Here is a 26,721-nt window from a genome sequence, read left to right on the forward strand (position 1 = left end):
ATCACCTATTCATTTATGGAGTCTGACGTGTTCATGCACTAAGAGAAATTGAATAACACCAAGCCATTATTGTCTTCACCATTACTGATAGTGCAAGACCAATCAACCACTAATTTTTGTTGATGGAGAATGGGATCGAAGAAATCCACATGTAGTATCGCAGTATTGTCCTCAAAAACACTTAATCGACCAGAAAGCGTTAAGACCTCCCCCGAAGAACTCTCTATAAAAATTTTCATGGAGGTGGTTACAGTATCGATTAAACGATCATTAACATTCTCTTTGCCATGAAAATACTGGGTAAAATTAAATCGTGTTGTGGCTCCATCTAATTTACTTCTTAATTGCTCCTGAAGTTTGGAGCCTGTCACTTGACAGTTATCGAAATGAACAATAGCTCGGACATCATTACCACTCTCAACCGCGGCCACCAATTGCGGAAAATCAGTGATATTGTTAGTAGGGGTAAGAGGAATAGTGTTCGTTTGAGCGTCGGCCTGACTTAAGGAAAGCAGCAGTAAAATTCCAACTACACTTGATTGCCAAATTCTCATAGTGTCCTCCGTGACTTTTAGCTTATTTGGAATTTTCTTTATAAGGAAGAAATGAGTCCTTCCATCATTATTCCGCCATTTAAACATGAGACTTTAGATACATTAAGTGTAGTTCCATGTTCCATTTTGTCCATATTTTTTTATTTTTATAGAACTTATGAATACATTTTGAGGCTTTTATGCCCCTATATCCAAGTTGCTTTCATTTAGAGAATATGATTTGATTTGAGAAAGGAATTAACTAATTAGTAAAATGATTTACGCCCTCGCTGTGCTTATTTTAATCTTTCTACTAATTGTAGTGGATCAGCATTTTATATCATTGAATCGAATAATCCCGATTTTATCTTCTTATGCATCAAAACATAATGCTTTGGAGCACGAAGATTTGTTGGCTCTTTTTGATAAATTTAATTATCAACACGATGATGGTGTATGTCATGGTTTTACATTAACCTGGGCTCAAGAAGCAGCGCTAGGATTAGACCATCAATTTTATAATCGCCTAAATCTGATTAAAAGGGAAAAACAGACTTTACCCAATAGCCTGTACGCCATTACTGAAAAAATAAAATCAAGTCAAACTCTCTCTAAAAAGGAACAAAAACGAAATGAAATAAGACCTTTTTTTGAAGCCATATGCCTGGCTCAGTCTCCTGATGATTATTATGAATTCTATGCTCAATCACTCCAACAATCTAATATCGATGCGATCTACAAAATGATCCAACTTCATTTTTGTAGAACTCAAAATGTAGTTAAAAAATTATTTGGCAAAACAATGAGTTTTGCATCCCCTGAAGGCGTCAACAAATTTTTGAATAATCTCAATGAAATCCTCCTCATTAAAAATGATGTCGTAATAGTATGTAGTAGCGAAGAGCATACAGTAGGCTTTAAAAAGCATAAAAACAATGTATGGCTATTCATGAATATCAACCAATTATATGAACAAAGTGAGGAGTATCCTTATCAACTTTTAACAAGCGAAGAACTTTGCCCAGCTCTATATCACTCTCTTTTTGAGACCAGTAAACAATTAGTAATTCACTGCGCCTTCATTGCAAAACCTGGGCAAAGAAAATTAACCCAGAAAATACAATCTCTTGATGAATTGTACCCGGTCAATTTAGAGTGTACTCAAATTAGTAATTGTCGTGGTTATGGTGCACTGTCCATTGGAGTTCAAAATGATGACTGGAATACGGTCTCCAAAATACTGAGATTACATAATAAATCCCCTGTAATCAGCCAATCCGAATTAGAGCATGCATTCTTTTATGCCGCAGCATGCAATCGTTCGAATATTATGAATCAACTGAGAAATATTCCAAAAATAGATATCAACATTCCTTGTAATAAGGGTCGCTCGCCTCTTGGTATTGCCTGTGAGTATGGAAATGAAAGCGTGGTGCAATTATTGCTACGCGATAAAAATATTAAGGTGAATATCAAGGACACCAAAGAAATGACACCCTTAATGCTGGCCTGTAAATCTTATTATACCCAAAAAAATCCTGCACTATTTAGGTTGCTTTTAGACGCTGGAGCCAATATCGCGCTCACGAACCTCAATGGAGAAACCGCTTATGAGATTGCAGAAAATCACGATAATCAGGCAGCACTGAATGTGCTGGCATCTTATAGTTTAAAAACGTCCCATCAATTCACTTCTGATGCATCCCCTGCGCGGGTCTCTACAACAAGGACATCGTCAAACACGATGCTTTCGTTTTTAAAGCATACTTTTTTTGATAAGCACGATGAACCCACCTCTGCAGAAGAAGCATTATGTAGTTCTGGAAACTCAAAGGTTACATAAAGAGAATAAAATAATATTAAATCAATGCATGAATTTTAAAAACCTGAATTTACACAAAACTCATCTCCAATTGATTTTACAAATTTTGTTTTGTACTCTTTCTAATTTTTCACATGCAAAAAATTCCATGTCCAATTTAAAAAACAAAGTTGCTATTATAACTGGCTCTACCAGCGGAATAGGAGAGGGTATTGCTAAAATGCTCTCTGCTGCAGGCGCAAAAACAGTGATTAACTCTGTTAACTCAATTGAAAAAGGGGAAAAACTAGCACAAGAATTAGGTAATGCACGATACATTCAAGGGAATATAGCCCTCGAAGAAGATTGCAAGCGGATTATCACTGAAACAGCATGTCATTTTGGTCAAATTGATATATTAATCAATAATGCAGGACAATCCCTGCGTAATAATGGAGACATACTCGATATAAGCAATGATGATTTTAGTCAAATCCTGAATACCAACGTCGTCGGTACCTGGTGCCTCATCCGTGAAGCCCTACCCTATCTTAAAGAGTCCGGTGATGGAAATATTATTAATATAACTTCTTGTGCCGGAATTGATCCTGCATCAGCATCGAGCGCTATCCCCTACTCCATTGCTAAAGCTGCAATTAATCATTTAACCAAGTTTTTAGCAAAACACTGTGGCCCTGAAATAAGAGCCAATGCAATAGCCCCTGGGTTAATCATGACTCCTCGTGCAGAAAACTTTAGCGAAGCGGTTAATAAATTTAAAAACCACACACCAATAAAACGAGTAGGTAAACCAGAAGATATTGCTGAACTGGTTCTAGCAATCATTAAGTCAAATTACATCAATGGAGAAATAATTTTAGCTGACGGTGGATTTTCTACTGTATAAATCGCAAGATAACTAAAAATTGAATTCCAATATAATCCAACTATGATGATAGTTCTCTCTGGGTTAATCTTCTGAAATATCTTCATCTTTTTGACAAAGAAATCTTAATGTCTACCACCTTTTTTTTCATTTATTAAATAGGGCATATTTTTTATTCATTTTTACTTTATTACCTCACTTTTCGGACAACCAAAATTAAATTGCTCAAAACCACTTTTAATTCCTGAAGAAATATGTCATCTATTTATCTTACATATTCAAGATGATATCAAACGCTTATCAACTGTTTGACATTTATGCAAGTTAAAAACCAACGGCTTTGCGCTATCTCTTAGATAAATCAAGCCAATTTATATTCATTTTTTTAAAGCGAAAATTGACCTAGGAGAAGGATAAAGATATGGATTTAGGAGAATATAGTGTTCAAAAAACATTGGGAAAAGATGTAAATCTCAAAATAACTCAACAGGAATTTGAAGTTAAAGGAGTCTGCAAAAATTCTTTATTTACAAGTTCAAGTCTTTATAAACATAAAAGGAAGCAACCCTCATGAATGGACATAACGATTCAATACAACTACGCTCAAATGAAGAATTAACTAATTTTAGAAAAAAACATTTTTTACCTACTGCAGGATTTTACCATAAAGAACCAATTCAGCTCGTCAAAGCACAAGATACTTATGTATGGGACTCTGAAGGAAAACGTTATCTTGATGCCATAGGCGGAATTGTTTGTATCTCAGCCGGACATAATCATCCTAAAATCAAAAAAGCACTGATTGAAGCAATTGAAAGTGATGCGATTCAACACACAAGCCTTTTGTACTTAAATCAGGCCCCCATCGAAACTGCAGAGCGCTTGCTTGAAGAAGCACCTTATGGCATGGACAGAGTATCGTTTACTAATTCCGGTTCAGAAGCCAATGAATTGGCAATTATGGCAGCACGCCATGCGACGGGAGAAACTATGGTAGTGAATGTCCGTCATTCATATCATGGTGGAACTTCTGCTGCACTTGCTTCATGTGGTCATTCAATATGGCGATTCAAAGGGCAGCCAGTCACTGGTGTAACCTCTGCGCTTGAGCCCTACTGCTATCGCTGTCCGTTTAAACAAAAACCAGATAGTTGCGATCTATCATGTGCAAAAAATGTTGAAACAACCATCCAGAATTCAACGCATGGAAAGATAGCCGCTTTTATACTTGAACCGGTGATGGGTGTAGGTGGATTTATTACCCCTCCCGATGACTATTTTAGAGAGGTTGCCCATATTGTTCATAATTATGGTGGTAAATACATCAGTGATGAGGTACAGACCGGAGCAGGCCGCGGTGGCGGTGATCTCTTACTTACAAAAACCTTGGATATTGATGCAGATATGATAACCATGGCTAAAGGCTTGGGAAATGGCGCTCCAGTTGGCGCTATACTTATGAAAAGTGACGTTGCTGAAACAATGACTGGCAAAACATATTTTAATACGTTTGCAGGTGACCCACTTCAAATGATCCAATCCAAGCTTACATTGGAAATTATTAAAGAAGAACAGCTTGTTGAAAATGCTCGTGCCATGGGGGACCTGCTAAAAGACGGTTTCTGTGAATTACAAAAGAAGCACCCTCTCATTGGAGATGTTCGTGGTCGCGGTTTGCTTTTGGGAATTGAATTAGTCAAAGATCCTCAAACAAAAGTACCTGCATCAGATGAGGCACTTCAATTAATGGATCTGTGCAAGGACAAAGGACTATTAGTTGGAAAAGGAGGACAGTATGGTAATGTCTTCCGAATAGCACCACCTTTGACAATTAATCGAGAGCAAGTCAATTTCATACTTGAAACACTCGATCAATCTTTATCAGAACTGTCACATGCGTATACTCCATAATAATCCAACAATGAGGTTGGGTCATTTCAGATTCAACCTGGATTTATTTACGAATAAGAATTTTAGGCGCCTAAAATTTATTTTAATGTAGATGGAACTAACTAATTACAAAATTTGCAGAAAACTAATGGGTACTATCTACTTCGCGTATTAGAGCTAACCATGCCTTTGCAGCATCAGAGAGATAAGAATCACGTCTCCAGGTCATCGCCATATTCCACTGAAACTCATCTCCTTCCAGTAAAGGAAAGAAAATCTGAGGATTTGATTTTTCACGAGCAATCATTCTTGGCAAAAAAGCAACACCCAGGCCCGCAGCAACAAGTTCCAACATAAAATCAATCTGACTGCTTTGGGCAACTACCTTGGGCTCGAAACCTGCCCGATGACTCGCATCCAGTATTATTCGATGCAAGGCAAAACCACTGCCAAATAAAATAAATGGTGTATCTTTAAGCTCTAATAAAGAAATTGAAGGTCGTTTTGCCAAAGGATGACTCGATGCCAAAAGAGCAACTAACGGTTCACTACGGATTAATTGACTATCGAACTCTTCTGAAATAGTTAATAATGTTCCAGCAAAATCGATTTCACCTGCTCGTAAACATTCCGCAAGTTTAACCCCTCCATGTTCCATAAGTTCTACTTCAATACCAGGATAGCGTTGATTATAACGAGCAAAAAGAGGAGCAAATAGAGTGCTGGCACCCACTGGAGCTATTCCAAGACGTAATCGTCCTTGTTTCAAACCACGAATGTCATCCAGTTCCTTAAAGAGATCATCGCGATCTGCGAGGAGCTTAATACCTCGGCGATAAACAATTTCACCCGCTGCAGTTGGCACACTACGCTTCTTAAATCGTTCAATAAGTGGAATACCAAGCTCTTCCTCAAGCTGCTTTATTGCTTTACTCACTGTCGACTGAGTAGCAAAAAGAGTTTGTGCAGCGTTAGAAAAACTACCTTGACGAACTACCTCAATGAAAGCACGAAGCAGTTTTAATTCCATAATTATTCCATTTTAGAATGATTTATATTCGATAAATTCATTTTATTCATATTGAATAAAAGTGTAAAATCCATTGAAAGAGGAATAGTCACAATGATCAGATATATAACATCAAAAATTCAGCAATGCTCCCTGCTCCAAGTTGGCCTAGTATGCCTATTTTGGCTTGCTAGCGAACTTATTGTTCACTTTTTCAAACTCCCTTTTTCGGGCGGAATCTTTGGCCTGGGGGTTGTTTTATTGCTTTTAGCTACAAAACGCTTAACGCTCAACCTTATTAAACATGGAGCTGAATTAATCCTTGCAGATATGCTCCTTTTTTTTATTCCAGCTGTGCTTTCACTACTTAAGCATCATGAGTTTATTGGCATCTTAGGTCTTAAAATTCTTTTTGTTATTTTACTTAGTACGCTATGTGTGATGTTAGTCACTGCAACTGTTGTGGATTTTTGTTATCATTGGAGAAGTGACCGTGGCAAGTCACATTCCCTCTGATCCAATAACGCAAACACTATTCTGGTCACTTATAACGATTGGCATGTATTTTATTGCCAAAAAATTACATAGGCGGTGGGCATTTTGGTGGTTAATGCCACTGGTTTTAACACCTTTACTTATTGCCGGCTTTGTTTTTTTACTCCATCAGAGCTATCAAGATTATTTTCGTGGAACAAAATGGCTAATTCAATTAATAGGCCCGGTGACTGTTGCTTTTGCAATTCCCATTTATGAGAAACGCGCACTTATTCGTCAACATTGGCTGGTACTTTTAATTGGTGTATTTGTCGGCAGTTTTACCGCAATATCATCGAGCTGGGCATTAGCGATGCTTGTTGGCCTTGATAAAAGTATCCTGTTAAGTCTTCTACCTCGGTCTATCAGCACGCCATTCGCGCTTGAAGCATCACATGGCATTGGGGGTATCCCTGAATTGACGGCCATATTCGTAATTATTACAGGCATATCAGGCGCTATTATTGGCGACCTCATTCTCAAACATTTATCATTTCGCTCGACCCTGGCTCGGGGCGCACTATTCGGTGCTGCAGCACATGCAGCAGGGACTGCACAAGCTCATAAAATAGGACATGCTGAAGGAGCAATTGCTTGCTTGGTTATGATTTTAGCGGGTCTCTTAAATGTGTTACTTTTTCCGCTGATTTGCCATCTTCTGAAATGAATGCTCTGAACTCAAAAATGCAAATTGTGAAATATTTTTAACGACTAAGTCAGTGCCAACAGGGTTTTCACGAAAAAGTAGCGAAAGTAAGTAAAAATAGATTCCATTAAGATGAAAAAAGTTTTAAATTCTACCTTTCATCTAATAATATTAAGAACTACTTCACCATGCGTTTAAGACTACTATTTTTATTTTTCTTTGCTAATGCCGCGATTGCAAGTCCATGGTTCACAGGACCATTACTTGCTCCGGCTGGAAAAACAATAGCGAGAGGCCATCTAAATTTTGAACCATATGCATTTTATAGCAGTTATCCACAGGGATTTAGAAACTTCGAAGTTGTTCCCATCCTAAGCATTGGAGTTTTTAGTTTTTTAGATTTACAAACCTCTCTTCCTTATGATTACAGTTGGGATAAAGGGCAGCATGGAAATGGGGTTGGAGATTACAGCTTGGCTGCAGGATTTCAAGTATTGCGACAAACAGAAGATTCATGGCTCCCTGATCTTCGCGTGGTAGTACAAGAGGTCTTTCCTACAGGACGCTTTGATAACCTGGACCCAAAAAAATTGGGCACCGATCAAACGGGCTTAGGCTCTTATCAAACATATCTTGGCTTTAACTTCCAAAGATTGTTCGAGTTGAAGAATGACCATTATTTACGTACACGTTTGAGCCTGGTTGGAGCCAAATTTAGTGATGTCAAAGTACAAGGAGTAAACGTTTTTGGCGGTACTTCAACGACTGAAGGCAGGGTAAAACTTGATAACAGTTATTCCGTTGACTTGGCATTCGAATATACGTTAACACAAAAATGGGTTCCTGTTTTTGAAGTTTTGTATGTGCATAACCCTAGCAGTAATTTTGAAGGTAATCCAGGATTTACTCCAGGCGGGACTGCAGGTATAGGGGGAAGAGCAAACGAACAAGTATCGCTAGCTCCTGCCATCGAATATAATTTTAACTCCAATTTCGGCATTATCGGTGGTGTTTGGTTTTCTGTAACAGGACCACACGCAGCTAAATTCGTAACTGGTGCTCTTGCACTTAATTACTATTTATAATGTGCTTGCCTTGTTTACTCTGACCGCTTCTCAAGCTGCAGGAGCGTTCAGTAAACGAGTTTCACTTCCTTCTTTCGGTAATTCCTTAGCAAGCCAATGATTTTTTAAATCTGCCTCTCTATCAGTTTCAACCTCATTGAGAAACCGGCTGAAAAATAGAGTTTTTCCTGCAGCTAAACGCCCTATTCCTATAAAAATTCCTAAGCCAAAAAAAGTGACACTAACTATCATGGCTATATCGGCAATTAAGCGGCGAGCATCGTGACGATGTTTAAACTCAGTGCGGGCAGCACTAATTATGTCATCAGCCTGTTGTTTTATGGGAAGATCTGACAAACGGATATCCAAGGCTCTTTCATAAAATCGATCGATTGATTGATCGTATTCGCTGCCATAGTTTTTCTCTTTGCTTAGAGCAATTTTTTGCTCTCGAAACTCTTTTAGAGTTAACAGATCCTCGAGCAAAACTGAGGTGAACTTTTTATCAGTTCCTTTTCTTAGAATTGTTCGCTTAAGAACTTCATCCTGTAACACTGCCTTTGTTAATTGGCTTTGCAGAGGCTCTTTAATACTATCAAGTATTGGTGCTAGTTGATTTAAAAGTGCATCTATGGATTTGTTTGAAGACTCAAGTGAAATAACTTTGGCCTGAAGAAGCTTTTCATAAATAACTTTGGTCCGTGTTAATTGCTTATGAATTTTTTTGGCGCACTCAGAGGTAAGCTCGCTACTTAATTGCTCATAATTCTTTATCGTCGAAGCAAATAATGGATTATCAAATATACGCTTTTTGGCATTTACAGAAGTTGCATTTTTTACGTCAAAATATAATTGATACAAACTATCCTCTGTTTGTTTAACTTTATGTTCAACCTGAAATGATTCTTCTGGTAATGTTCCAATTAATTGATTTAAAACACAAAAATTTATTCTTCTCTCTTCAATTATTTGCGATTCATTGATTTTTTCAAGATACGTCTTATAAACAAGAGCTGTGGACTCTCTCATTTGAGAGGCATAGTGTATTTGTTCTTGTTCTGGAAGCATTAGATATTTTTGTTCCAATAGCTTAAATAGCTTAAGTGTGACAGCTTGATCTTTCGTGTTTGCAAAATCATGCAGAAGCCCTAGGAACTCACGTAGTTTTGTGAGCTCAATCTGAGCATTTTCAACGGCTTTACTGGCTTCAAAAATGAAGGGAAATTCTTGCGATAACTTTTGCAGTTCGGAAAAAAACTTCTCTTTGTCTATCAGATCGGCATGTTCTTTAAACTGGCGGACTAACTCTCCAAAATGGTGGATTGTGCGTAATTGAATAATTTTCTGCTCAACATTATCTTTACGCCTTTTGAACTCAGTCTCTTCAATATGAAGTGCTTCATCCATACGTTGCCATAATTCTTTGCTATTCGTGATGCGTTTTACCAAAGCACTAGGCTTTTCTGCATTTAACTCTTCCAAACATACAGTAGCAAGTTGTACGCCATTCATGTCTTTTAGTGCTTTATCACTGATGAAATAGAAAAAAGGACTTTCAAAAACTTCATCAGAAGGTTTTTCTATAGCATCAAGATGCTTTTTTGTTATTACTGCACTCGCGTCTTTAAATCGTTCTACAGCATCTTGAAACAAACTTACTGTACCACTCAAATCTTCCCATGAGGCGTTATTATTCTGTTGCTTTTTTAAAGTTCGGAGCATGGAAATCACATCAGAACCCGCTGTAAGAAGTCTACTGATGTTGCACCAATAAGAATCAGGATGCTTATTTGCATATTTCTCAGCAGGCCCTTCATAGGGTTTAAAACGCAAAGTACCAAGATCGTTAAGATCAACAGTAAACAAACGTCTTAGGATTGTACTTTCACGATACTGCGGTACAAAAGCATGTCCAAGACTAAGCTCGGCATTATTATTCGAGCAGTCAACGAGAATATTTGTTATCTGTGAAGAAGTGTGTTCCCAAAGATTAAGAGTTTCTGCGTTTTGCGCTAAAATATCCACATACTGATTAAATTGCTTAGCCAGATCGTTTAAGTCTAGTTTCGTATAATCAATAAGATTGATTTGAGCAAAGGGTAAGAAATTTTTTTGTAATCCTAATATGAATTCAGGGAATGAGATTTCATCACTCTGTGTCAAAGAGATAGTCTGAGTAAATACTTTAGCCCGCTCTATTGTTTGTCTTAACTTGTCGACAGAATCCATACTGATTGAAAGCGGATAATCGCACAATACCCAGCTTGTACCTAAATCAGCCTTCTCTTCTAAAGAGGATGAGAATGGATTTTGCAGGGCTCGAATTTGGATCTCGAGCTGCTGAAGAAAGAATTGCAGCGTTTCTTGCTCGTTGGTAACAGACTGATGTTGAAAATGCTTTTGAATACTCAATAATTTTTCCAGGATAACTTTACTTTCTTCCTGTAAATCATCGTATTGATTTTTTAGCAAAAGCTCCTGATGAGTTTGATTCAATTTCGGATCAATCTCAAGCTGTAACTTAAACAACTCTTGAATACGAACAATAGCTTTCTGGTACGCAACTGGAATATTTTTTAATTGAATAATTTCTGCAATTTGATGTTCCAACATCCCATAACTATCAATGTGGCCTTGTTGTAATTTTTTGATAGTTATTAATAGATTAGTCTGTAAATTGGAGAGGTGGCGTTGACTCTCAACATCCACTTGACTCTCAATAATAAACACTTGATAGATACGTTTCAAATAACTATCGAAATCAAGTGCAATATAACTTAAGGGAGTATCTTTAAACGCTACAGCAGTTGCTGGTTTGGTGAGCAGCAATGCTAATAGATCCTCTTTATGCTCTTCATCAGCGAGCGATCTCAGTTTTTCTAAAGTTTCTTTGACATATGGCCAATTTTTATCGGTAATCGTGACTTGCATTGCTCCATATTTATCCGGTGGAAAAACTCCTTTTTCCAATAAAAGTTTTGCTTGATACACTGGATCACTAAAATATAAAGACCCGGCAGCTGTATATGTGTCAGAAGCCCCTTTTAATGAATGCCCTTGACCGAATTGATCATGATCTTGTTGTACATTATTGGCATCCCTTTGGGCTCCCATCAAAAATTCAAATGCAGAAGCCGCTGGCGCTGTTTGCTCAAGCCCAAGCATGAGCAAGCAATCACTGTCATTGCGGTGAAAGTAAAAATGGCCACTGCAACCATTGGCTGATATTTTTTTCCCATAAAAATTATCTTGCCCATCCCCCCCCATAGCGATATTAATACCAAAATCTTGAGGAGTCTTAATAAGTCCGGGTAATTGCCCTATTAAACCCAACAGAAATCCCTTCCCTTCGACAACGTTCCCTTCCATATCGCGACGTACATTATGAGTGGCTGAGCGGGAAAAAACCTTATTCTTTTTTTCATCCGGATCAGGAAAATAACTTAATAATTCTTCTCTACTGTCTCCGCTTAACCCTTGATAGTCAAGAATAATACGGCTGGCATGGGATAAATAATCAGCAATACTTAATTGATCCGAAGGAGCTTGTAATTCAGGCGATTTGGATAAATAAGGACGCACTTTGAAGTCACAAGAAGCTAAACAGGACAGCAATAACTGCGTCATATTAACCGCTATATCATCCTTCGAATTATAGATAAAGGTATTTGCCCATTGCTGAGCAACAGCAACTTGATCTTGTTCGATGGTACAAGAGAGGATTTCAGATTTTTTATCAGGCATTCTTTTTTAGACAAAATTAAAATTTGACTGAATGATAACAAAGAATGCGCATGGATACAAAAAAAACCAATTGTACAAACGATGGATATAATTGACTTAAATGTTCAATATGCAATCTGGGTGCAGTATAGCGAATTTCTCTTTACTGTACCCACGATACAGATTTTTTTACATCTATAAAAGTTTTGAAAAATAACTACAAAAATCAAGCAATAAAAATTTTCTGGATTCCTGGAAAGAACTTTAGAATTATTCTATTCTTAATAAGCTTGAGTCATCGACTCTGGTAGATTACTTAAACAAATTTTTATAAGGATCGTAATAATGAATACATGGAATAGTGTAATTTTTGTAAAAAGTAACAAATCAATATCTGATATGAATGCAATGGCAAAATGGGATGGCGTAGAAAAAATGTGGACTACAACAGGCGAATGGGATTGGTGCATCAAATTAGATCAAAAATCATCAACTCCTGAAAAAGCAGAGGCTTTTGTTGCTCGTATGCGTGAAGGACACTGGGCAACAGAAACCAAAACAAATTGGTGGAAAGAAATTGCCGCAAAATAGTATTGTTTGCTCGGAGCAAATGCTCCGAGCCCCAGCAAATTATAATTTTCAAAGAGTTTATGAGCCGTGTAAAAATATCTTTGAATCCCCGTTTGATTTACCGGTTTATAATATAAAAAAATAATCTCGAGACTCTAATTACACCCATCATCGTATCTCATACCAAAATGTGTTTATGGCGTCATAAGATGGCCATATTAAAACGCCGTTTTGATCCATGTAGTTTAAATGATATTATCTCCATTGAGTCCAATAGAGGAAACGGGACATGAGATGAACGCATTTTCGATTCCCTAAAACTTAGCAAGTAGATAATAAGGTAATAAATATGCATGGTTTTTTTGATTTTAAGACATTGAATACGTCGTTAAAATTAACAATACAAGATAGGATATTTATCTATATATTTAATCAAGCAAATCATAAAAAAAAACTTGAACTAATTAAAAACCTGAAAATTGAAACAATTGCTCGAATTGCTTATCACGACCCATCCATTGAAATATTTTGTAATCATTCAGAATTGAAAGAATATTGGGGGAAAATATGGTGTGCCTATGGTGTCGCTTTAGCCCAGCAAAAAAATCTACCTTTAATAATGTTTTTTTCACAACCACAATTAAATCAATTTGATTTAGTACGAGGAGCTTATTTTTTTCATCTCTCGCAAGAAATAAGAAAAAACATAAAAACTGATTTTGGATTTTCTGAAATGGAATCAATCAAAATTGCAATTCGACACGGTTCCGTTCATGCGATTCAACGTTATAACGAATACATTTACTATAAATTACAACAAGCTAGTGCTGAAGATTCCTATAGCCTTTACCAAGAACTTATCGCCAATAGCAAACTTATGCTTCCGTATTATGGCAGTTATGGTTATATGGTTTTGGCCGATGCGCTATCTCATTATTGTTTGTGGTTACTCAATAATTTCAAATTTGAAGAAGCCCAGGCTGAATATAAGCATGTTTTAGAATCATTAGATTACGCAGAATTAATTTTAAACGAAAGCAAATACAGCATACAAAATGCAAGTATCGGAGTGGGTCTTAAATGTAGTAATTCTAAGGGGTTTGAAGCACCATCGCAGGCTAAAGATTTTTTTATTGCATATTATAAGAAATCAATTCCAGCACCCCAAGATTCCAACTCCTCCAGACTGATTTCCGTACTTTAATGGAACAAATAGTCTATATTATAAATAATTACATTGAGCCTTATTTTATTAAATATGAGAGGTTATGATTATGTCCCCCAAAATTTATATCTCTTACGCAATCACCCCAAACAAAGAACTCGTGATCTCAAGTTATCATGAAAAAGTCCAATCCATGATTAATGGTTTTGCTTTAATTAAAAAAGATGGTTTAAAACCAGGAGACTTAAAAAAACTAGAGGGGGAGCTTCCTGAACAATACGACAATGACGATGTAAAAAAGAAGCTGATTGAATTATTAACAACCATTAAGAATAGTGGGGATTTTGATAAAGTAACTTATAGAGGCGATTTAAATTTATGCACTCACAAAAAGGATGATTTAGCACCTTTTTTATTTGATGGGACGTTAAATAAATTTTTCGCTGGAAAAGAAGTTCAGTTAATTTTAGAGTCAGCGAATACCGAATATGTAGAAGGTGCTATAAAGTTCGCGGATAACATTGAAATGACTGGTGTCATTTTGCAAACCAAATCAGGATCCCAAGATGTACTATCTAAAACTTACCCACCATCAAATGCCAATAAGAGTTCGTCTGAGACACCTGTTCCAGCACCAGAGACTGGTGAACTTGCTCAATCTACTGTGAATATTAATGACCCTCTCGCTTTAAGTGATGCCTTGAGTAAAGTGGGAATTTTTAATACTCCAAGTACTGAACCCAGTACAACGTCGACAAATGAGACCCCGAGAGCAGGATTTACCACTAAAATAAATGAATGAGAAATCTTAGGGCATGTACAAAACGAGCTATGACCTCAGCCAATTGCAGCATCCCTGGATTCCGACTCAGCCAGACTAATTTTAGCACCATAATAGAACAAATAGTCTATATTATAAATAATTATAGTGAGCCTTATTTAATTCAATACGGAAGGTTATGATTATGTCCCCAAAAATTTATATCTCTTACGCAATCACACCAAACAAAGAACTCGTGATTTCAAGTTATCATGAGAAATTCCAATCCACGTTTAATGGTTTTACGTTAATTAAAAAGGACGGCTTAAAACAAGGAGATTTAAAAAAACTAGAAGGAGATCTTCCTGAACAATACGATAATAACGATGTAAAAAAGAAACTCATTGAATTATTAACAACCATTAAGAATAGTGGGGATTTTGATAAAGTAACCTATAGAGGCGATTTAAATCTATGCACTCACAAAAAGGATGATTTAGCGCCCTTTTTATTTGATGGGACGTTAAATAAATTTTTCGCTGGAAAAGAAGTTCAGCTAATTTTAGAGTCGGGCAATGTCGAATATGTAGAAAGTGCGATAAAGTTCGCAGATAAAATAGAAATGACCGGTGTCATTTTGCAAACCAAATCAGGAATCAAAGAAACACTATCTAAAACTTACCCACCCTCAGATGACAATAATAGCAAGGCAGAGGTATCGGTTCCAATACCAGAAACAAGTGCACTTGCTCAACTCAGTATTAATGAAGACGTTCATACTTTAAGCAATGCCATAGGGAAAGTTGGAATTTTTAATACTCCAAGTACTGAACCCAGTACAACGTCAACAAATGAGCCCCAGAAGCCAGGATTTACGACTAAATTAAATGAATGAAAACTCTTAGAGGAGGAGTAAAAGAGCCTCCTCTTTCATTTCAACAGAACTTACGAAAAACTCCAATCTCTTCGTTAAAAAATGTTTTTAATTCGGTCATTTAGTATATCTTAACTCCCTCAGTAAAAACATTTTTTGCCTCAACCTTAGAGTTTTTCGCAAGTCCTGTTCAAATCGCTTATCATCTTATACCTGAATCCAACAAAGCCATAAATTCATAAGGACTTAGTTGGTTTGAGAAATACGTTCCTTGTCCATATTTACAACCATATTGTTTGAGTTGATCTTTAATTTCCTTATTTTTTACTCCATCAGCCAAAACCTCTAAATCCAAGGTTTGTGCCAATTTAACAATAGCTTCAACCATTTTCGATTTCTTCTTGTCTTTAGTCATGTTCAAAATAAGAGATTTCTCAATTTTTATTTCATTGATTGGGAGATTTTCCAAATACAGAAAAGAAGAATAGCCACTGCAAAAATCATGTATTGATATCTTTACACCTAAACGGCTCAATTGATTTAACACCTCTATTGATTTTTCCTGATCCGATAAACAAGCGCGCTCATTGAATTCCAATGTTAAATACTCGGGGGCAATTTTATGTTCATTAAGTAATTTCTCTACAAATTCAGGTAATTTTTTATCAATTGCATCCTGAACCGATAAATTGACTGATGCAAAAATCTTATGTCCAGCCTGGTGCCAAAGCGCTAATTGTTTTGTAACATTTATTAACATGAACGATGTTAATTGCTGGGTTAAACTTGATCTCTCGATAAGCGGCATAAATTTTTCCAGACTGATTAATCCATACTGTTCATGTACAAAACGAACCATGACCTCAGCCCCAATAATTCTACCGGTTTTCAGCTCCACACAAGGTTGATAATAGAGCTTCATCTCCTGATTTTCTATGGATTTCTTTAATGCATTCATCACAATTCGATTGGTAGTAAAGTCCTCTTCCATGTTTGAATTATAAATAGCAAAAGGTATTTTGTTCTTCCTTGCATGAAAGACTGCCGTTCGTGCATGACTTATTAATGAAACATCATCCTCTCCATCACGAGGATAAATCACAGCCCCAGCAGTGGTACCGATATTTACATGAATTCCATCTACTATAAGATCAAGATTAGTTGCATCAATAATGGCCTCCAACAAGGTATTGTAATTAATTTGTTCATTCAATCTTGGTAATAATAAAGCAAATTCATCGCTTTCAACGCGAGCAATAGTATTTATTCCCATGGTAGCCTGTAACATAAAAGGATTAACTAACATATCTTTTAATTTTTTAACAAACTGAATTAAAACACTGTTGGCATTAAAATTACCGAAATTGTCGTGAATGACTTTAAAATCATTTAACTTTAATATAATGACCGCCAATTCATTCGATTCCTCAATTTTATTAATGGCTTGTTTGATTTGTTCGCTAAACAGAAAAGCATTGGGCAGCTGTGTAAAATAATCATGCTCACTTTTATATTTTAGTTTTGATTCGAGATCGCTACTTTTGTATCGAAGTGCCTCGGTTTTATCTGCAACCAGTGATTCTGCAGTATTCACCAATCCATGAAAAAATGATTGTCCCCAATAAGCAAAGAGAAAAGGGGTTAGATCGAGAATCCAAATAGCGGGATTTGTTGTTTGTGCTTTAATAAAGCCATTCAGATTGACAAAACCGGTTATTTGATAAGACACAACCAGTGAAGCGATTAATATACTACAAATCGCAATGCTTAATCCTATATAAGCATACTTGTTCACATACTCTTTTAAAATAATTGAACTTCTTGCGAGCTTGTAATTTATGTCCATATAATTAGTAGTATTTTATATGCATAAATTAATTTTAGTACTTTAATTTATAATTACATGAAATTATAAAAATAACGGATTCAGGACTTAACCAGTCGCTTTACTAAAAAATAGGTTGGCATGTTGCCTATTCCTTTAACCAAAATAGTCCCTCTTTTTTCAAATACAAAAAGAGCTTTCAGCAGTTGATAAGTTTCTTCACTCACATGAATTCGATCCGGCTCACCGTGAGACTCCATACGGCTCGCGATATTGATCGTTTTTCCCCACAGATCATAAGCAAATTTTTTCTTTCCTATGACACCACCCACTACAGCTCCAGTATGAATCCCTATGCGAAGATGAATGGGAAAAAGAAACTGTTCATTCACCATCTTTATCTTTTCAAGGACACTACATGCAAAGTCAGCAACACATTCAGCGTGAGATCGATTTTTGATTGGTGCACCAGCCACCGCCATATAGCAATCACCTATCGTTTTAATTTTTTCAAGACCGAATTGATCTGTAAGTTCATCCATAGCCGAAAATATGATATTCAACATCTCAATTAACTCACTTGGAGTCAGTTTGTCTGCTAATTTCGAAAAATTGACAATATCGATAAATATGGCTGTGACAGAAGAAAATCGCTCAACAATTGTTTGTTCGCCCTGTTTCAAACGTTCTGCAATAGCACTTGGCACAATACTCAACAATAGATCATCCGATTTTTTCTTTGCTTCTTTTAATTGGGCAAGATAGAGTTTTTCTTTATCCCTCAGCATTTTTTTCTCTATGGAAGATTCGATGCGTGCTTTAAAAATAACAGGATTAAATGGTTTAAGAAGATAATCATCAGCCCCCATTTCGAGACAACGTACAACTGCATCAATTTCTTTGAGCGGAGAAATGACAATCACAGGAAGGTAATAATAAAGGCTGTGGCCCCTAATTCTTTTTAAAACGTCAAAACCACTTATCCCTGATGTGATAATTGATAAAAGTATTAAATCGAAATTGCCTCTGTCTATTTCGTCAAGCACTTTGGAAGCATCTCCGCAAGGTGTTGCATTAAACCCATAATGCTTGAGTCGACGTATTACTAAATCTCTTGCCATTTCATTATCTTCAACAACGAGAATAGAACCTCTGTACGCTTTAGGTTGAAATATAATTTTCTTGTCAAGCGGAGGAATGGAGATAATCACATCACGAATTACCAGGTTCGACTTTTTAAATTGCGCTAATAAATCAGAGCCCTTCCATTGCACTTGGGCCAATTTATTGATTTCGTCAATGTATCCAATAAACAATTTTGCAGCCAAAAGAATCTTTTCAATATCATAAATAAACTGTTCTTGCTCCATTGAGAATTCTTCATCCAAAAGCAACTCACAATAGCCAATCACTGAATTGAGTGGTGTAAGTAAATTAAATTGCAAATCACTACTAAATGTTTTCAAATTAAACGCTTTTGGTTTTCTCTCAATCGAGCCAAAGCTTAAAACTTCATCGACACGGCGTTGCAAGAGTTTTCCTGATTGTAAAATCTTTTCAAGATCATCCTCGTACCTGTCAAGGTGATAGAATGCAAGCTCATCAAGTAAAATCTCAGCATAGCCAACAATTACATCAAGAGGTGTGGAAAACTCACTCCGTAAGCTGGCAAATAAAGCTTCTCGTTCACGTGTTAGAGTTACGTTACGATTCGGCTTTGCTTTTTTATTGAGATTCATTAATTCTGTTCCCTTATCGAGTGAAATACTCTTTTACTCTGCAGCTTTTTTTACTAACCGTTCGATCTTCTCAAGAAGGCGGGGAAGCTCAATAGGCTTCACTTCGTATTCATCGCAACCTGCTGCTACCGCTTTTTCCCGATCGCCCACCATCGCATGTGCTGTTAAAGCAATAATAGGGATGGATTGGGTATTTGGATCTGATTTGAGTTGTCGCGTCGCTTCATAGCCATCTAAAACAGGCAGGCTTAAGTCCATTAAAATAAGATCAGGATGTTCATCTCTTGCCATGATAACTCCTTTTTCTCCATCCACTGCGCAGCTCACTCCATATCCTTTACGTTGCAAACGTCTTGATAACATATCAAGATTCAATTCATTATCTTCCACAATCAAGATTTTTACCGCCATAGCAGTATCTCCTAACGATTTTTAATTATTTGTCCAATCTGATCCGTTATCGTTGCAATAAGTTGTTGGCGATTATAAGAATTTTTTTGTAAAACAACTTTGCTCGAATTCATTAGAAAATCGCGTTCTTCCTGAGTCAATTCTTTTGCAGTTACAATAATTACGGGAATTTGAGCCCACTTCTCATGCTTTTGTAATTCGCGTATAACATCAAAACCATCCATCTCTGGCATTAATAAATCCAGGAGGATAAGAGAAGGGGTTTGCTCCGCTAAAACAGCTAACGCATCACGGCCATTTTTAGCTTCCAGCACGTTCCACTTGGATTTTTTGATGGCTCTTCCCATGATCTGCCGTGAATCCGCTTCATCATCCACAATTAATACAGACTTGAGTGCATCCTTAGGTAATATGTGCTCAATTTTATCCATTAGTGCCCTAGGCTCAATCGGTTTATTGAGATAATCAACAGCACCTAAAGCAAAACCCAGGTCTTTTTCCAGCAGCATCGAAACTAAAATCACGGGAATATTCACAAGATTGGCATCAGCTTTTAATGCCGACAAAGTGGCCCATCCATCCATCATGGGCATAATAACATCAAGAGTAATCAAGTCAGGTTGGTATTTTCTTGCCAAAGAAAGGCATTCTTCCCCATGGAACGCGTGCAATACTCGGATACCTGATTCATTCAGGCTTTTCTCCATTATTTTATGAATTTCAGGATCATCATCAACCACGAGAACTGTTTTAACTGCTGCTTTTTCTTTGGCATTCAGTTGTGGTAGTTTTTCCGGAGATATTTTCTCAACACCCACGGTGCTAATCATTGGTAACATGATGGTGAACGTGGAACCTTTACCATATTCACTCTCAATAGTGACATCTCCTCCCAGTATTTTAGAAAAGCTTTTGGTCAAATAAAGACCCAATCCAGTACCACCGAATCGACGTGTTGTTGACGACTCCGCCTGAGAAAACGCTTTGAACAATGTACCTAATTGCTCACGTGTTAGGCCGATCCCTGTATCACTCACTGCAAATTGTATGTACGATTTATCGTTACTCATTATCGGCTTCACAGATAAAATAATCGTACCTTCTTTAGTAAATTTAGCCGCATTGCTGATTAAATTTAACAGGCATTGCCTTACTTTTACGAGATCTGTGTGCATGATACTCACTTGGGGGTCGATCTCGTATTTGAATGAATTCATATTCTTATTTACCAAGGGAACAATTATAGCCTCCAGATCCTTAATCATATTGGGGACATTGACATCTTCCAGAAAAATATCCATCTTGCCCGCTTCCATCTTCGATAAATCCAATATATCGTTGATAAGAGACAACAAATGTTTTGCTGAAGACTCTATTTTTTTGAGATCATCCAGATAACTCTCATGGCCGGCATCTTCCATTTCTTCTTCCAATAATTCGCAGTACCCTATGATGGCATTAAGTGGGGTACGTAATTCGTGGCTGGTATTAGCAATAAATTCAGATTTGGCTTTATTTGCCACTTCAGAATCTTTCTTGGCTTCGTTTAATTGAACCACCAGCTTTTCCAGATTTTGATTTACATTTTTCAGCTCCATGGTTCTTGATTCAACCAATTCGTGTAAATGCTCTTGTGTATAGTGCAGACTTTGAGACATGGTATTAAAACTTGTCACGACCTCGTTCAAATCATTGTAGGGAGTCATCTCTAAACGATGTTTTAAGCTGACCTTATTTTTGGTAATCCTTTGCATTGCCATAGTTAATGCATTCAATGATTTGGAAATAGCATGTAAAAAAATGTACGCTACAATGATAGTTAACGACAGTATCCCAATAGGCAAACTGATCATAATCATACGATTGGTTGAAATAAGTTGTTGAAAAGTCAGTAATGATTGCCCCTTTAGTTTTCTTGTTATTGCATCCAAGTTGTCAAATTGTTTCGAGAGACTCACTAGATTGTTTTGTACCTCGATATGATTTTTTTGTAATTGCAATTTGAGATTATTGAGTTCTTTACGTAGAGAAATGATACTTCCTGAGCCTTTAGTTAATTGGTTAGCAACCAAATCAAATTGACGACTCAAATCCAGTGCAGATTGATGCAGTTGTGGGTTATCCTGTAATAAATTGTTTAGTTGTTGCAATTTAGAGTGTGTTAACGGTATGAGCGGTAGAAGTTGATTCTTCTCTAAATTATTCAATTCATCTGAATTCTCTTCTTCCGCGAGTTGCTCGATTAATCCCATGAGAAATGCCAGCTCAGTATTAATTTTTTCATCAACGCGGAATGCATCAGAAATATTATTAAAAATCAGATCATCTAAAGTTGTTTTAAGCTGGTCGCTTTGCGTAAGTTTCCCCTCATGGAGATAACCACGTAGTTGGCGTATGTTTTTTTTATATTGATAAGTTAAAACACCACTGATATTTTCTGACTGGTTGTGAATTGTTTTAACTTCTTTATCAATGAGCTGTTTTTGATCGGCCAATTCTTTTTTCGTTTTCAAAAAAGCTTGGGTCAATCTCAATAATCTGTCATCAATTTTTAAAAAGTCCTGATAGGTCACTTTAAGTTTTTGAAGTGCTTGCGAGACAGGGGGAACTTCACTGGTAACAGAGGCTAATTTTTCCTGGCCTTCAATAAAACGCGACTCTATAGGTACACGAGACTCCAATTTGGATAATTCATCTTCTTCTCGAGCTGTTAAAATGCTTTGTTGCCTCACTAAAAATAAAGCTCGTGCATTACTCATTTTAAATCGCGCGTTTTCGATTGAAAAAACAGTTAATAAGAGATTCTGATTTTGGATTAGTTGATGGTTAAAATAAAGCGCCGCCGAGCTAAGAATCAGCGTAAAAATGATAGTAAGAATAAAAAATAACAGAAACACATTTACCAATGATAATTTTAGTTTCCTGTACATTAATGATCCTTCCATTTATCCTTGACTAATGGACTCAATTCAGTCCAATCAAAAGAGGTAAATTTCCCATTTCTTAATATAGTAGGCCAAACCATATGCAGTGCCTGGTGATTGTTTTTATCATAACTGATAGGAATGCCGATACCGATATCCACATCGTGCATGTTTTCCATGACCTGAACAATCCCTTCTCGGGTCAATTTTTTCGCGTCTGCAGCCCGTTGTAATCCCAGAGTAAATAACTTCGTCGCGAGATAACCTTCTAATGAAACGTAGCCAGGCTGGGCATCCTTTGCATATTTTTTTAGACTTTCCCGATACTCCTTAACAGCGGGGAGCTCCGAATCATAACTCGGAACAACCTGAGTCACTATCACATGATTTTCTCCTACTGACTCAAGTTCCTTTGCTAAGGTTTCACTTCCTACAAAAGAAACATTGAGAAACAAGGTATTAGGCAACTCTTTAGTTGCCAACTTAATGAATTGAGCAGCGGGCTGATAAGGAGCAACGATAATGATTGCTTTTGGTAATTTTTTTGCATCCAGAATTTCTGACAGCCCTTCTTCAACATTTAATGTATTTCTGGTGAATCGACCATGAGCTAATTTTTCTGGATCTTGATAACCTGCTTTTTTTAATGCGGCTATAGCCCCCATATACCCAGAGTCTCCAAATAAATCATTTTGGGTAAAAAAGGCTATCTCATCAGGTTTAACTCCCGCCCTCAACAAACCTTTTACCATAGCAGCCGTTTCCTCTGCATAGCTTGCACGAAAATTAAAAATGTATCGATCAGGTGGCTTTTTATGGAGTACTTGTGCCCCAGCATAGCAACCGTAGAGCAATGTCTTCAATTCTTGGGCAATTGGGACTGAAACTGCAGCAGTAGGAGATCCTACATTACCTATGACAGCAAGTACCTGCTCCTGCGTAATTAATTTGCGCATGTTAGGCGCAGTAAGCGAAGGTTCATATGAATCATTATGTACAATCAATGTTACTTTTTTACCATTGATACCCCCGGAAGCGTTTATTTTATCAAAATATATCTGTTCACCCAGGGTCATACGTTGTCCCAGAGTTTGTGCTGGTCCCTCTAAGGCCGTACTACTTCCGATCTTAATGGATGGTTGACTGCTCGTTGAGGGTTCTTGTGCAAATGATGTCTGAGCAAGATTAAGAAGTATGAATATAATCCTGCCAACACTGCCGAATGAAAATGAAATCCATTCTTTTTGCATTTGCTTATCCATTAAAATGCGAGCTTTATGATTAAAAATTATAGTTGATTAAACGAACGCCAACATCACAAATAAGTATATTTTGCGAAATAAATTGTGTTTCCCTGATAAGACTTATATCGTAATCCAAGTGTACCGTAGTACCTTGGATTATGGTGATTGCTCTTCATTGTTATCAAATTTCTGTAGCTTCGGGCCAAACACCACATTGAACTTGCCCAATATGTTTTTTCTGTAACAAAAGCATTGCTAAACGAGACTGGCCAATTCCGCCCCCAATCGTTTGCGGTAAAAATCCGGATATTAATTTCTGGTGCCAATCAAAATTCAAACGATGCTGGCAACCTGTCAATGCCAGTTGGTATTTTAATATGGCTTCATTTACTCGAATACCCATCGAAGAAATTTCAAAAACATCAGAAAGTACCGGGTTCCAAACCAAAATATCACCATTTAGCCCGGTTAATCCCACTTCATTGACGGTGCTCCAATCGTCATAATCAGGGGCGCGCAAATCATGAGGTTTTCCATCGGATAGTGCGCCACCAATTCCAATTAAAAAAACGGCTCCATATTTTTTGGTAATAGCCCGCTCTCGGTCTTTTGGCGATAGATGAGGATATAGGGCAAGTAATTCTTCAGAATAAATAAAATGAATATACTCTGGTAGAAATGGTTTTAAACTATATAGATCACTAACCATTTTTTCCGTTTTCTTTATTGCGTCATAAAGTTCAATAACTGTTTTTTTCAAATAGCTTAAAGAGCGATCTTTATCATCGATGACCCGCTCCCAATCCCATTGATCTACAAAAACTGAATGAGTGGCACTTAAAACTTCCTCATCAGGTCTTAAAGCACTCATATGAGTATAAATACCTTCTTCTGCTTGAAAAGCAAATTCTGCGAGTAACTTTCTTTTCCATTTCGCTAAAGAATGAACAATCTCAAAAGTACGTTCTGGTATGGCTTTAACCTTAACCGAGACCGCTTGTTCGGTACCTGACAAGTTATCTTGTACGCCATCCCCTACACTAGTCAATAATGGCCCTTGCACCTCAATAAGACTTAATTTTTGTTCCAATTCGCGCGAAAAAAAAGCCTTGACAGAACTTATTTGCTTTTGTTTTTCAATGAATGCCTGCTTCATAATTTTACCTCAAAAATAATTTAAGTTGACATTATATTTCTTTTTTTGAATATTTTTATCACAAATTTAAAATAAAAATAGATAAGATAAATTATATTCAGTAAAATATAATTCTTATTAGATTATATTTAAATAAAATCAATGAAAGACCTTGAAAATTATCAAATCGATGATCTTGACAAAAAAATACTTAATTCTTTAATAAAAAATGCACGTACCGCTTATGCAGAATTAGCTAAAACGTATGCTGTAAGTCCTGCTACGATTCATGTACGTGTAGAAAAGATGCGCCAGGCAGGGATTATTGAAGGGGTGCATGTGCATATTAACCCGAAACGATTAGGATATGATGTCTGTTGTTTCATTGGAATTACGCTGAATCATGCAAAAGATTATCAGGCAGTCTTAAAAAAACTGGAAAACTTAGAAGAAGTGATTGAAGCTTATTATACTATTGGCCATCATTTTAATATCTTTATTAAAGTAATGTGTCAATCAATAGACACATTACAGCAACTATTAGTCAATAAAATTCAGCTTATTGAGGAAATACAATCAACAGAGACATTGATCTCATTACAAAATCCCATCATGCGCTCAGTAACTCCCTAAGTCATAGGATGGTTCTAGTTATGAGGGGTACTCGGACTTAGATTATCTTCTTTTACACCATTTTCACCCGATGAAGGTTTTGGGTCACTTGAAAATTCTGGTATCTTTTGGAGCTGACTTCCATTGGTCGGAGACAGGGTAGTCAACGCTATATTTTCATCATCCTCCAATGGGAACGATTTCGTTTCTGTATTACTTTTCTCAAGTGATTCTTTTTTGGCATTACTATTCTCAAGAGCTTCAGAAAATTTACTCATAAAACTGGAAAAGCCACTGACCAAAGCATTGACCGTTTTTTCTTTTAAATCACCCCCTTTGAAGCCTTGAAAGAATGATTTTATACCTTCTTGTGCCGCATCAGCATAAGCTTTGGTCATGGTCCATAATTTTGATGGTAGATTTTGTTTGTCATCATCAAGTAGTTGATTCAAATTTTTGGTGACATTTAAAGTATCTTTTCCTAATTGTTCTAAAACTTGAGAGGAAACATTTTTTTGTTCTCCAAGAAGTGCGCGATGCATGAATGATAAACCGGTGCTTTGTAAGGAAGTAGCAGCATTACTCAATTGTAGTAATTCTAAGGAACGTACTGTTTTTGAAAGTTCTTCTTTAGAGATGGTGGGTGTTAATTTTCCCTCCAGTTCTTTTATATAGTTTTCTTCTTCCTCGTTGATCATTTTTCGCGCTTCTGTTATAGAACTCTGATCGGGATCATTCCGAACTTTTGCATGTTCTGCTCTAATATCCGATATAATTTGCTCAGCTCTATTCCTATCATCCAAACTACTCGTGGCAAGTGATCGGTTATATCCCTTCATACCTTGGTCAAAGCTTCCTGCTACCATTTTGGTGACCGTGTCAAAAAAACCTTTGCCTTCTTCATATCCCTTTAATGCTCCTTGACACATGCCCATAGTTCCTTGAATGCATGCCTTTGCAAAGCCTATTGCTTTTTCTTTCAACGACTTGGAGTCATCAAAAGCAAATCCAGTAGCCAAATTCCATGCTATTCTAATGGAATCTGTAGCTGTGTTTAGTACTGCTTTAGGATCAATCTTTTCATCTTTAGTTTGATTATAAGTCATAATTACAGCTTTACTGAGCAATTGGGCTTTGTTAGTATTTTTATGCACATCTAAAAGCGACTGATGAATATGATCACTACTTTTATCTGATATCGGCACTTCCAATTCATTAACGCGTTTTTCTATCTCACGTATAAGCTTCTGCTTCGTATCGCGGTATTGAATAGGCATTTCCGAATGCTGCCAATCTGAAAGATTTTGGCGGATTTTTGGCTCTTCCCCAAATCAGGGGGCACTAATCAAGAACACAAAACTTTAACCCTTAACCTA

Annotated in this window: 21 protein-coding genes; 11 read left to right on the top strand and 10 right to left on the bottom strand. The window is 36.7% G+C overall.

The features are described 5' to 3' along the window. Nucleotides 1-38: 38 nt before the first annotated feature. Entirely contained in the window at nt 39-554 is a 516-nt protein-coding gene (locus DGG96_RS14055; RefSeq protein ID WP_110143280.1) for a hypothetical protein, read from the bottom strand. Between the two features lie 253 nt (nt 555-807). Here DGG96_RS14055 and ankG point away from each other — a divergent pair, with 253 nt between their 5' ends. The 3 genes from ankG (at nt 808) to DGG96_RS14070 (ending at nt 5,131) form a co-directional block, all read left to right on the top strand. Continuing rightward, on the top strand, nt 808-2,376 hold the full coding sequence (gene ankG, locus DGG96_RS14060) for a Dot/Icm T4SS effector AnkG/AnkZ/LegA7 (protein WP_110143281.1): 1,569 nt from the start codon (nt 808-810) through the stop codon (nt 2,374-2,376). Then, complete coding sequence (locus DGG96_RS14065; RefSeq protein ID WP_110143282.1) at nt 2,318-3,241, top strand: SDR family NAD(P)-dependent oxidoreductase; 924 nt, start codon at nt 2,318-2,320, stop codon at nt 3,239-3,241. The genes ankG and DGG96_RS14065 overlap by 59 nt, the downstream gene beginning before the upstream one ends. 549 nt (nt 3,242-3,790) lie before the next feature. Then, entirely contained in the window at nt 3,791-5,131 is a 1,341-nt protein-coding gene (locus DGG96_RS14070; protein ID WP_110143283.1) for an aspartate aminotransferase family protein, read from the top strand. Nucleotides 5,132-5,255: 124 nt separating this feature from the next. Here DGG96_RS14070 and DGG96_RS14075 read toward each other — a convergent pair whose 3' ends face one another. Beyond that, entirely contained in the window at nt 5,256-6,140 is an 885-nt protein-coding gene (locus DGG96_RS14075; protein ID WP_110143284.1) for a LysR family transcriptional regulator, read from the bottom strand. 93 nt (nt 6,141-6,233) lie between these two features. On the opposite strand from DGG96_RS14075, the gene DGG96_RS14080 reads away from it, so the two are divergent. The 3 genes from DGG96_RS14080 (at nt 6,234) to DGG96_RS14090 (ending at nt 8,384) form a co-directional block, all read left to right on the top strand. After that, nucleotides 6,234-6,635 carry a CidA/LrgA family protein gene (locus tag DGG96_RS14080; protein WP_233590446.1) on the top strand — a complete coding sequence of 134 codons (402 nt, stop codon included), beginning with the start codon at nt 6,234-6,236 and terminating at the stop codon, nt 6,633-6,635. Then, nucleotides 6,613-7,320, top strand: a complete 708-nt coding sequence (locus DGG96_RS14085) for an LrgB family protein (RefSeq protein WP_110143285.1) — start codon at nt 6,613-6,615, stop codon at nt 7,318-7,320. Before DGG96_RS14080 ends, DGG96_RS14085 begins: the two co-directional genes overlap by 23 nt. Nucleotides 7,321-7,487: 167 nt before the next feature. Continuing rightward, nucleotides 7,488-8,384, top strand: coding sequence for a hypothetical protein (locus DGG96_RS14090; RefSeq protein ID WP_110143286.1), 897 nt, complete (start codon nt 7,488-7,490; stop codon nt 8,382-8,384). A 30-nt stretch (nt 8,385-8,414) separates the two neighbouring features. Here DGG96_RS14090 and DGG96_RS14095 read toward each other — a convergent pair whose 3' ends face one another. Continuing rightward, the gene (locus tag DGG96_RS14095; protein WP_110143287.1) at nt 8,415-12,107 is read right to left on the bottom strand and encodes a LepB GTPase-activating domain-containing protein; all 3,693 of its coding nucleotides are present in this window, start codon (nt 12,105-12,107) and stop codon (nt 8,415-8,417) included. Nucleotides 12,108-12,431: 324 nt separating this feature from the next. Here DGG96_RS14095 and DGG96_RS14100 point away from each other — a divergent pair, with 324 nt between their 5' ends. The 4 genes from DGG96_RS14100 to DGG96_RS14115 all read left to right on the top strand — a co-directional run bounded on the left by DGG96_RS14100 (nt 12,432) and on the right by DGG96_RS14115 (nt 15,476). Further along, the gene (locus tag DGG96_RS14100; RefSeq protein WP_110143288.1) at nt 12,432-12,677 is read left to right on the top strand and encodes a hypothetical protein; all 246 of its coding nucleotides are present in this window, start codon (nt 12,432-12,434) and stop codon (nt 12,675-12,677) included. Nucleotides 12,678-13,005: 328 nt separating this feature from the next. Further along, a complete protein-coding gene (locus tag DGG96_RS14105) occupies nt 13,006-13,860 on the top strand; it encodes a DUF5630 domain-containing protein (RefSeq protein ID WP_110143289.1) in 855 nt (284 codons plus the stop codon). Nucleotides 13,861-13,930: 70 nt separating this feature from the next. After that, nucleotides 13,931-14,623 (top strand): hypothetical protein, encoded by a 693-nt coding sequence (locus tag DGG96_RS14110; protein ID WP_110143306.1) that lies wholly within the window; start codon nt 13,931-13,933, stop codon nt 14,621-14,623. A gap of 163 nt (nt 14,624-14,786) precedes the next feature. Continuing rightward, nucleotides 14,787-15,476, top strand: a complete 690-nt coding sequence (locus DGG96_RS14115) for a hypothetical protein (RefSeq protein WP_110143290.1) — start codon at nt 14,787-14,789, stop codon at nt 15,474-15,476. Nucleotides 15,477-15,657: 181 nt separating this feature from the next. Here the strand turns inward: DGG96_RS14115 and DGG96_RS14120 are convergent, their stop codons facing one another. The 6 genes from DGG96_RS14120 to asnA form a co-directional block, all read right to left on the bottom strand. Beyond that, on the bottom strand, nt 15,658-17,301 hold the full coding sequence (locus DGG96_RS14120) for a putative bifunctional diguanylate cyclase/phosphodiesterase (RefSeq protein WP_110143291.1): 1,644 nt from the start codon (nt 17,299-17,301) through the stop codon (nt 15,658-15,660). Between the two features lie 80 nt (nt 17,302-17,381). Beyond that, nucleotides 17,382-19,019, bottom strand: a complete 1,638-nt coding sequence (locus DGG96_RS14125) for an adenylate/guanylate cyclase domain-containing protein (RefSeq protein ID WP_110143292.1) — start codon at nt 19,017-19,019, stop codon at nt 17,382-17,384. Nucleotides 19,020-19,052: 33 nt separating this feature from the next. Beyond that, nucleotides 19,053-19,430 (bottom strand): response regulator, encoded by a 378-nt coding sequence (locus DGG96_RS14130; RefSeq protein WP_110143293.1) that lies wholly within the window; start codon nt 19,428-19,430, stop codon nt 19,053-19,055. 11 nt (nt 19,431-19,441) lie between these two features. Further along, nucleotides 19,442-22,360, bottom strand: a complete 2,919-nt coding sequence (locus tag DGG96_RS14135; RefSeq protein ID WP_158618849.1) for a response regulator — start codon at nt 22,358-22,360, stop codon at nt 19,442-19,444. Further along, complete coding sequence (locus DGG96_RS14140) at nt 22,360-23,604, bottom strand: ABC transporter substrate-binding protein (RefSeq protein ID WP_110143295.1); 1,245 nt, start codon at nt 23,602-23,604, stop codon at nt 22,360-22,362. Before DGG96_RS14140 ends, DGG96_RS14135 begins: the two co-directional genes overlap by 1 nt. Nucleotides 23,605-23,779: 175 nt before the next feature. Continuing rightward, the gene (gene asnA, locus DGG96_RS14145; RefSeq protein ID WP_110143296.1) at nt 23,780-24,754 is read right to left on the bottom strand and encodes an aspartate--ammonia ligase; all 975 of its coding nucleotides are present in this window, start codon (nt 24,752-24,754) and stop codon (nt 23,780-23,782) included. Nucleotides 24,755-24,895: 141 nt separating this feature from the next. Here asnA and asnC point away from each other — a divergent pair, with 141 nt between their 5' ends. Beyond that, nucleotides 24,896-25,366 carry a transcriptional regulator AsnC gene (gene asnC, locus DGG96_RS14150; protein WP_110143297.1) on the top strand — a complete coding sequence of 157 codons (471 nt, stop codon included), beginning with the start codon at nt 24,896-24,898 and terminating at the stop codon, nt 25,364-25,366. A 14-nt stretch (nt 25,367-25,380) separates the two neighbouring features. Here asnC and DGG96_RS14155 read toward each other — a convergent pair whose 3' ends face one another. Then, nucleotides 25,381-26,622, bottom strand: coding sequence for a hypothetical protein (locus DGG96_RS14155; protein ID WP_110143298.1), 1,242 nt, complete (start codon nt 26,620-26,622; stop codon nt 25,381-25,383). Between the last annotated feature and the right edge of the window lie 99 nt (nt 26,623-26,721).

This window comes from Legionella qingyii, from assembly GCF_003184185.1.

What these genes read in the sequence shown, in the direction of transcription:
- DGG96_RS14055 (WP_110143280.1), bottom strand. Translation starts at nt 554, where the DNA reads ATGAGAATTTGGCAATCAAGTGTAGTTGGAATTTTACTGCTGCTTTCC.
- ankG (WP_110143281.1), top strand. Translation starts at nt 808, where the DNA reads ATGATTTACGCCCTCGCTGTGCTTATTTTAATCTTTCTACTAATTGTA.
- DGG96_RS14065 (WP_110143282.1), top strand. Translation starts at nt 2,318, where the DNA reads ATGAACCCACCTCTGCAGAAGAAGCATTATGTAGTTCTGGAAACTCAA.
- DGG96_RS14070 (WP_110143283.1), top strand. Translation starts at nt 3,791, where the DNA reads ATGAATGGACATAACGATTCAATACAACTACGCTCAAATGAAGAATTA.
- DGG96_RS14075 (WP_110143284.1), bottom strand. Translation starts at nt 6,140, where the DNA reads ATGGAATTAAAACTGCTTCGTGCTTTCATTGAGGTAGTTCGTCAAGGT.
- DGG96_RS14080 (WP_233590446.1), top strand. Translation starts at nt 6,234, where the DNA reads ATGATCAGATATATAACATCAAAAATTCAGCAATGCTCCCTGCTCCAA.
- DGG96_RS14090 (WP_110143286.1), top strand. Translation starts at nt 7,488, where the DNA reads ATGCGTTTAAGACTACTATTTTTATTTTTCTTTGCTAATGCCGCGATT.
- DGG96_RS14095 (WP_110143287.1), bottom strand. Translation starts at nt 12,107, where the DNA reads ATGCCTGATAAAAAATCTGAAATCCTCTCTTGTACCATCGAACAAGAT.
- DGG96_RS14100 (WP_110143288.1), top strand. Translation starts at nt 12,432, where the DNA reads ATGAATACATGGAATAGTGTAATTTTTGTAAAAAGTAACAAATCAATA.
- DGG96_RS14105 (WP_110143289.1), top strand. Translation starts at nt 13,006, where the DNA reads ATGCATGGTTTTTTTGATTTTAAGACATTGAATACGTCGTTAAAATTA.
- DGG96_RS14110 (WP_110143306.1), top strand. Translation starts at nt 13,931, where the DNA reads ATGTCCCCCAAAATTTATATCTCTTACGCAATCACCCCAAACAAAGAA.
- DGG96_RS14115 (WP_110143290.1), top strand. Translation starts at nt 14,787, where the DNA reads ATGTCCCCAAAAATTTATATCTCTTACGCAATCACACCAAACAAAGAA.
- DGG96_RS14120 (WP_110143291.1), bottom strand. Translation starts at nt 17,301, where the DNA reads ATGGACATAAATTACAAGCTCGCAAGAAGTTCAATTATTTTAAAAGAG.
- DGG96_RS14125 (WP_110143292.1), bottom strand. Translation starts at nt 19,019, where the DNA reads ATGAATCTCAATAAAAAAGCAAAGCCGAATCGTAACGTAACTCTAACA.
- DGG96_RS14130 (WP_110143293.1), bottom strand. Translation starts at nt 19,430, where the DNA reads ATGGCGGTAAAAATCTTGATTGTGGAAGATAATGAATTGAATCTTGAT.
- DGG96_RS14135 (WP_158618849.1), bottom strand. Translation starts at nt 22,360, where the DNA reads ATGTACAGGAAACTAAAATTATCATTGGTAAATGTGTTTCTGTTATTT.
- DGG96_RS14140 (WP_110143295.1), bottom strand. Translation starts at nt 23,604, where the DNA reads ATGCAAAAAGAATGGATTTCATTTTCATTCGGCAGTGTTGGCAGGATT.
- asnA (WP_110143296.1), bottom strand. Translation starts at nt 24,754, where the DNA reads ATGAAGCAGGCATTCATTGAAAAACAAAAGCAAATAAGTTCTGTCAAG.
- asnC (WP_110143297.1), top strand. Translation starts at nt 24,896, where the DNA reads ATGAAAGACCTTGAAAATTATCAAATCGATGATCTTGACAAAAAAATA.
- DGG96_RS14155 (WP_110143298.1), bottom strand. Translation starts at nt 26,622, where the DNA reads ATGCCTATTCAATACCGCGATACGAAGCAGAAGCTTATACGTGAGATA.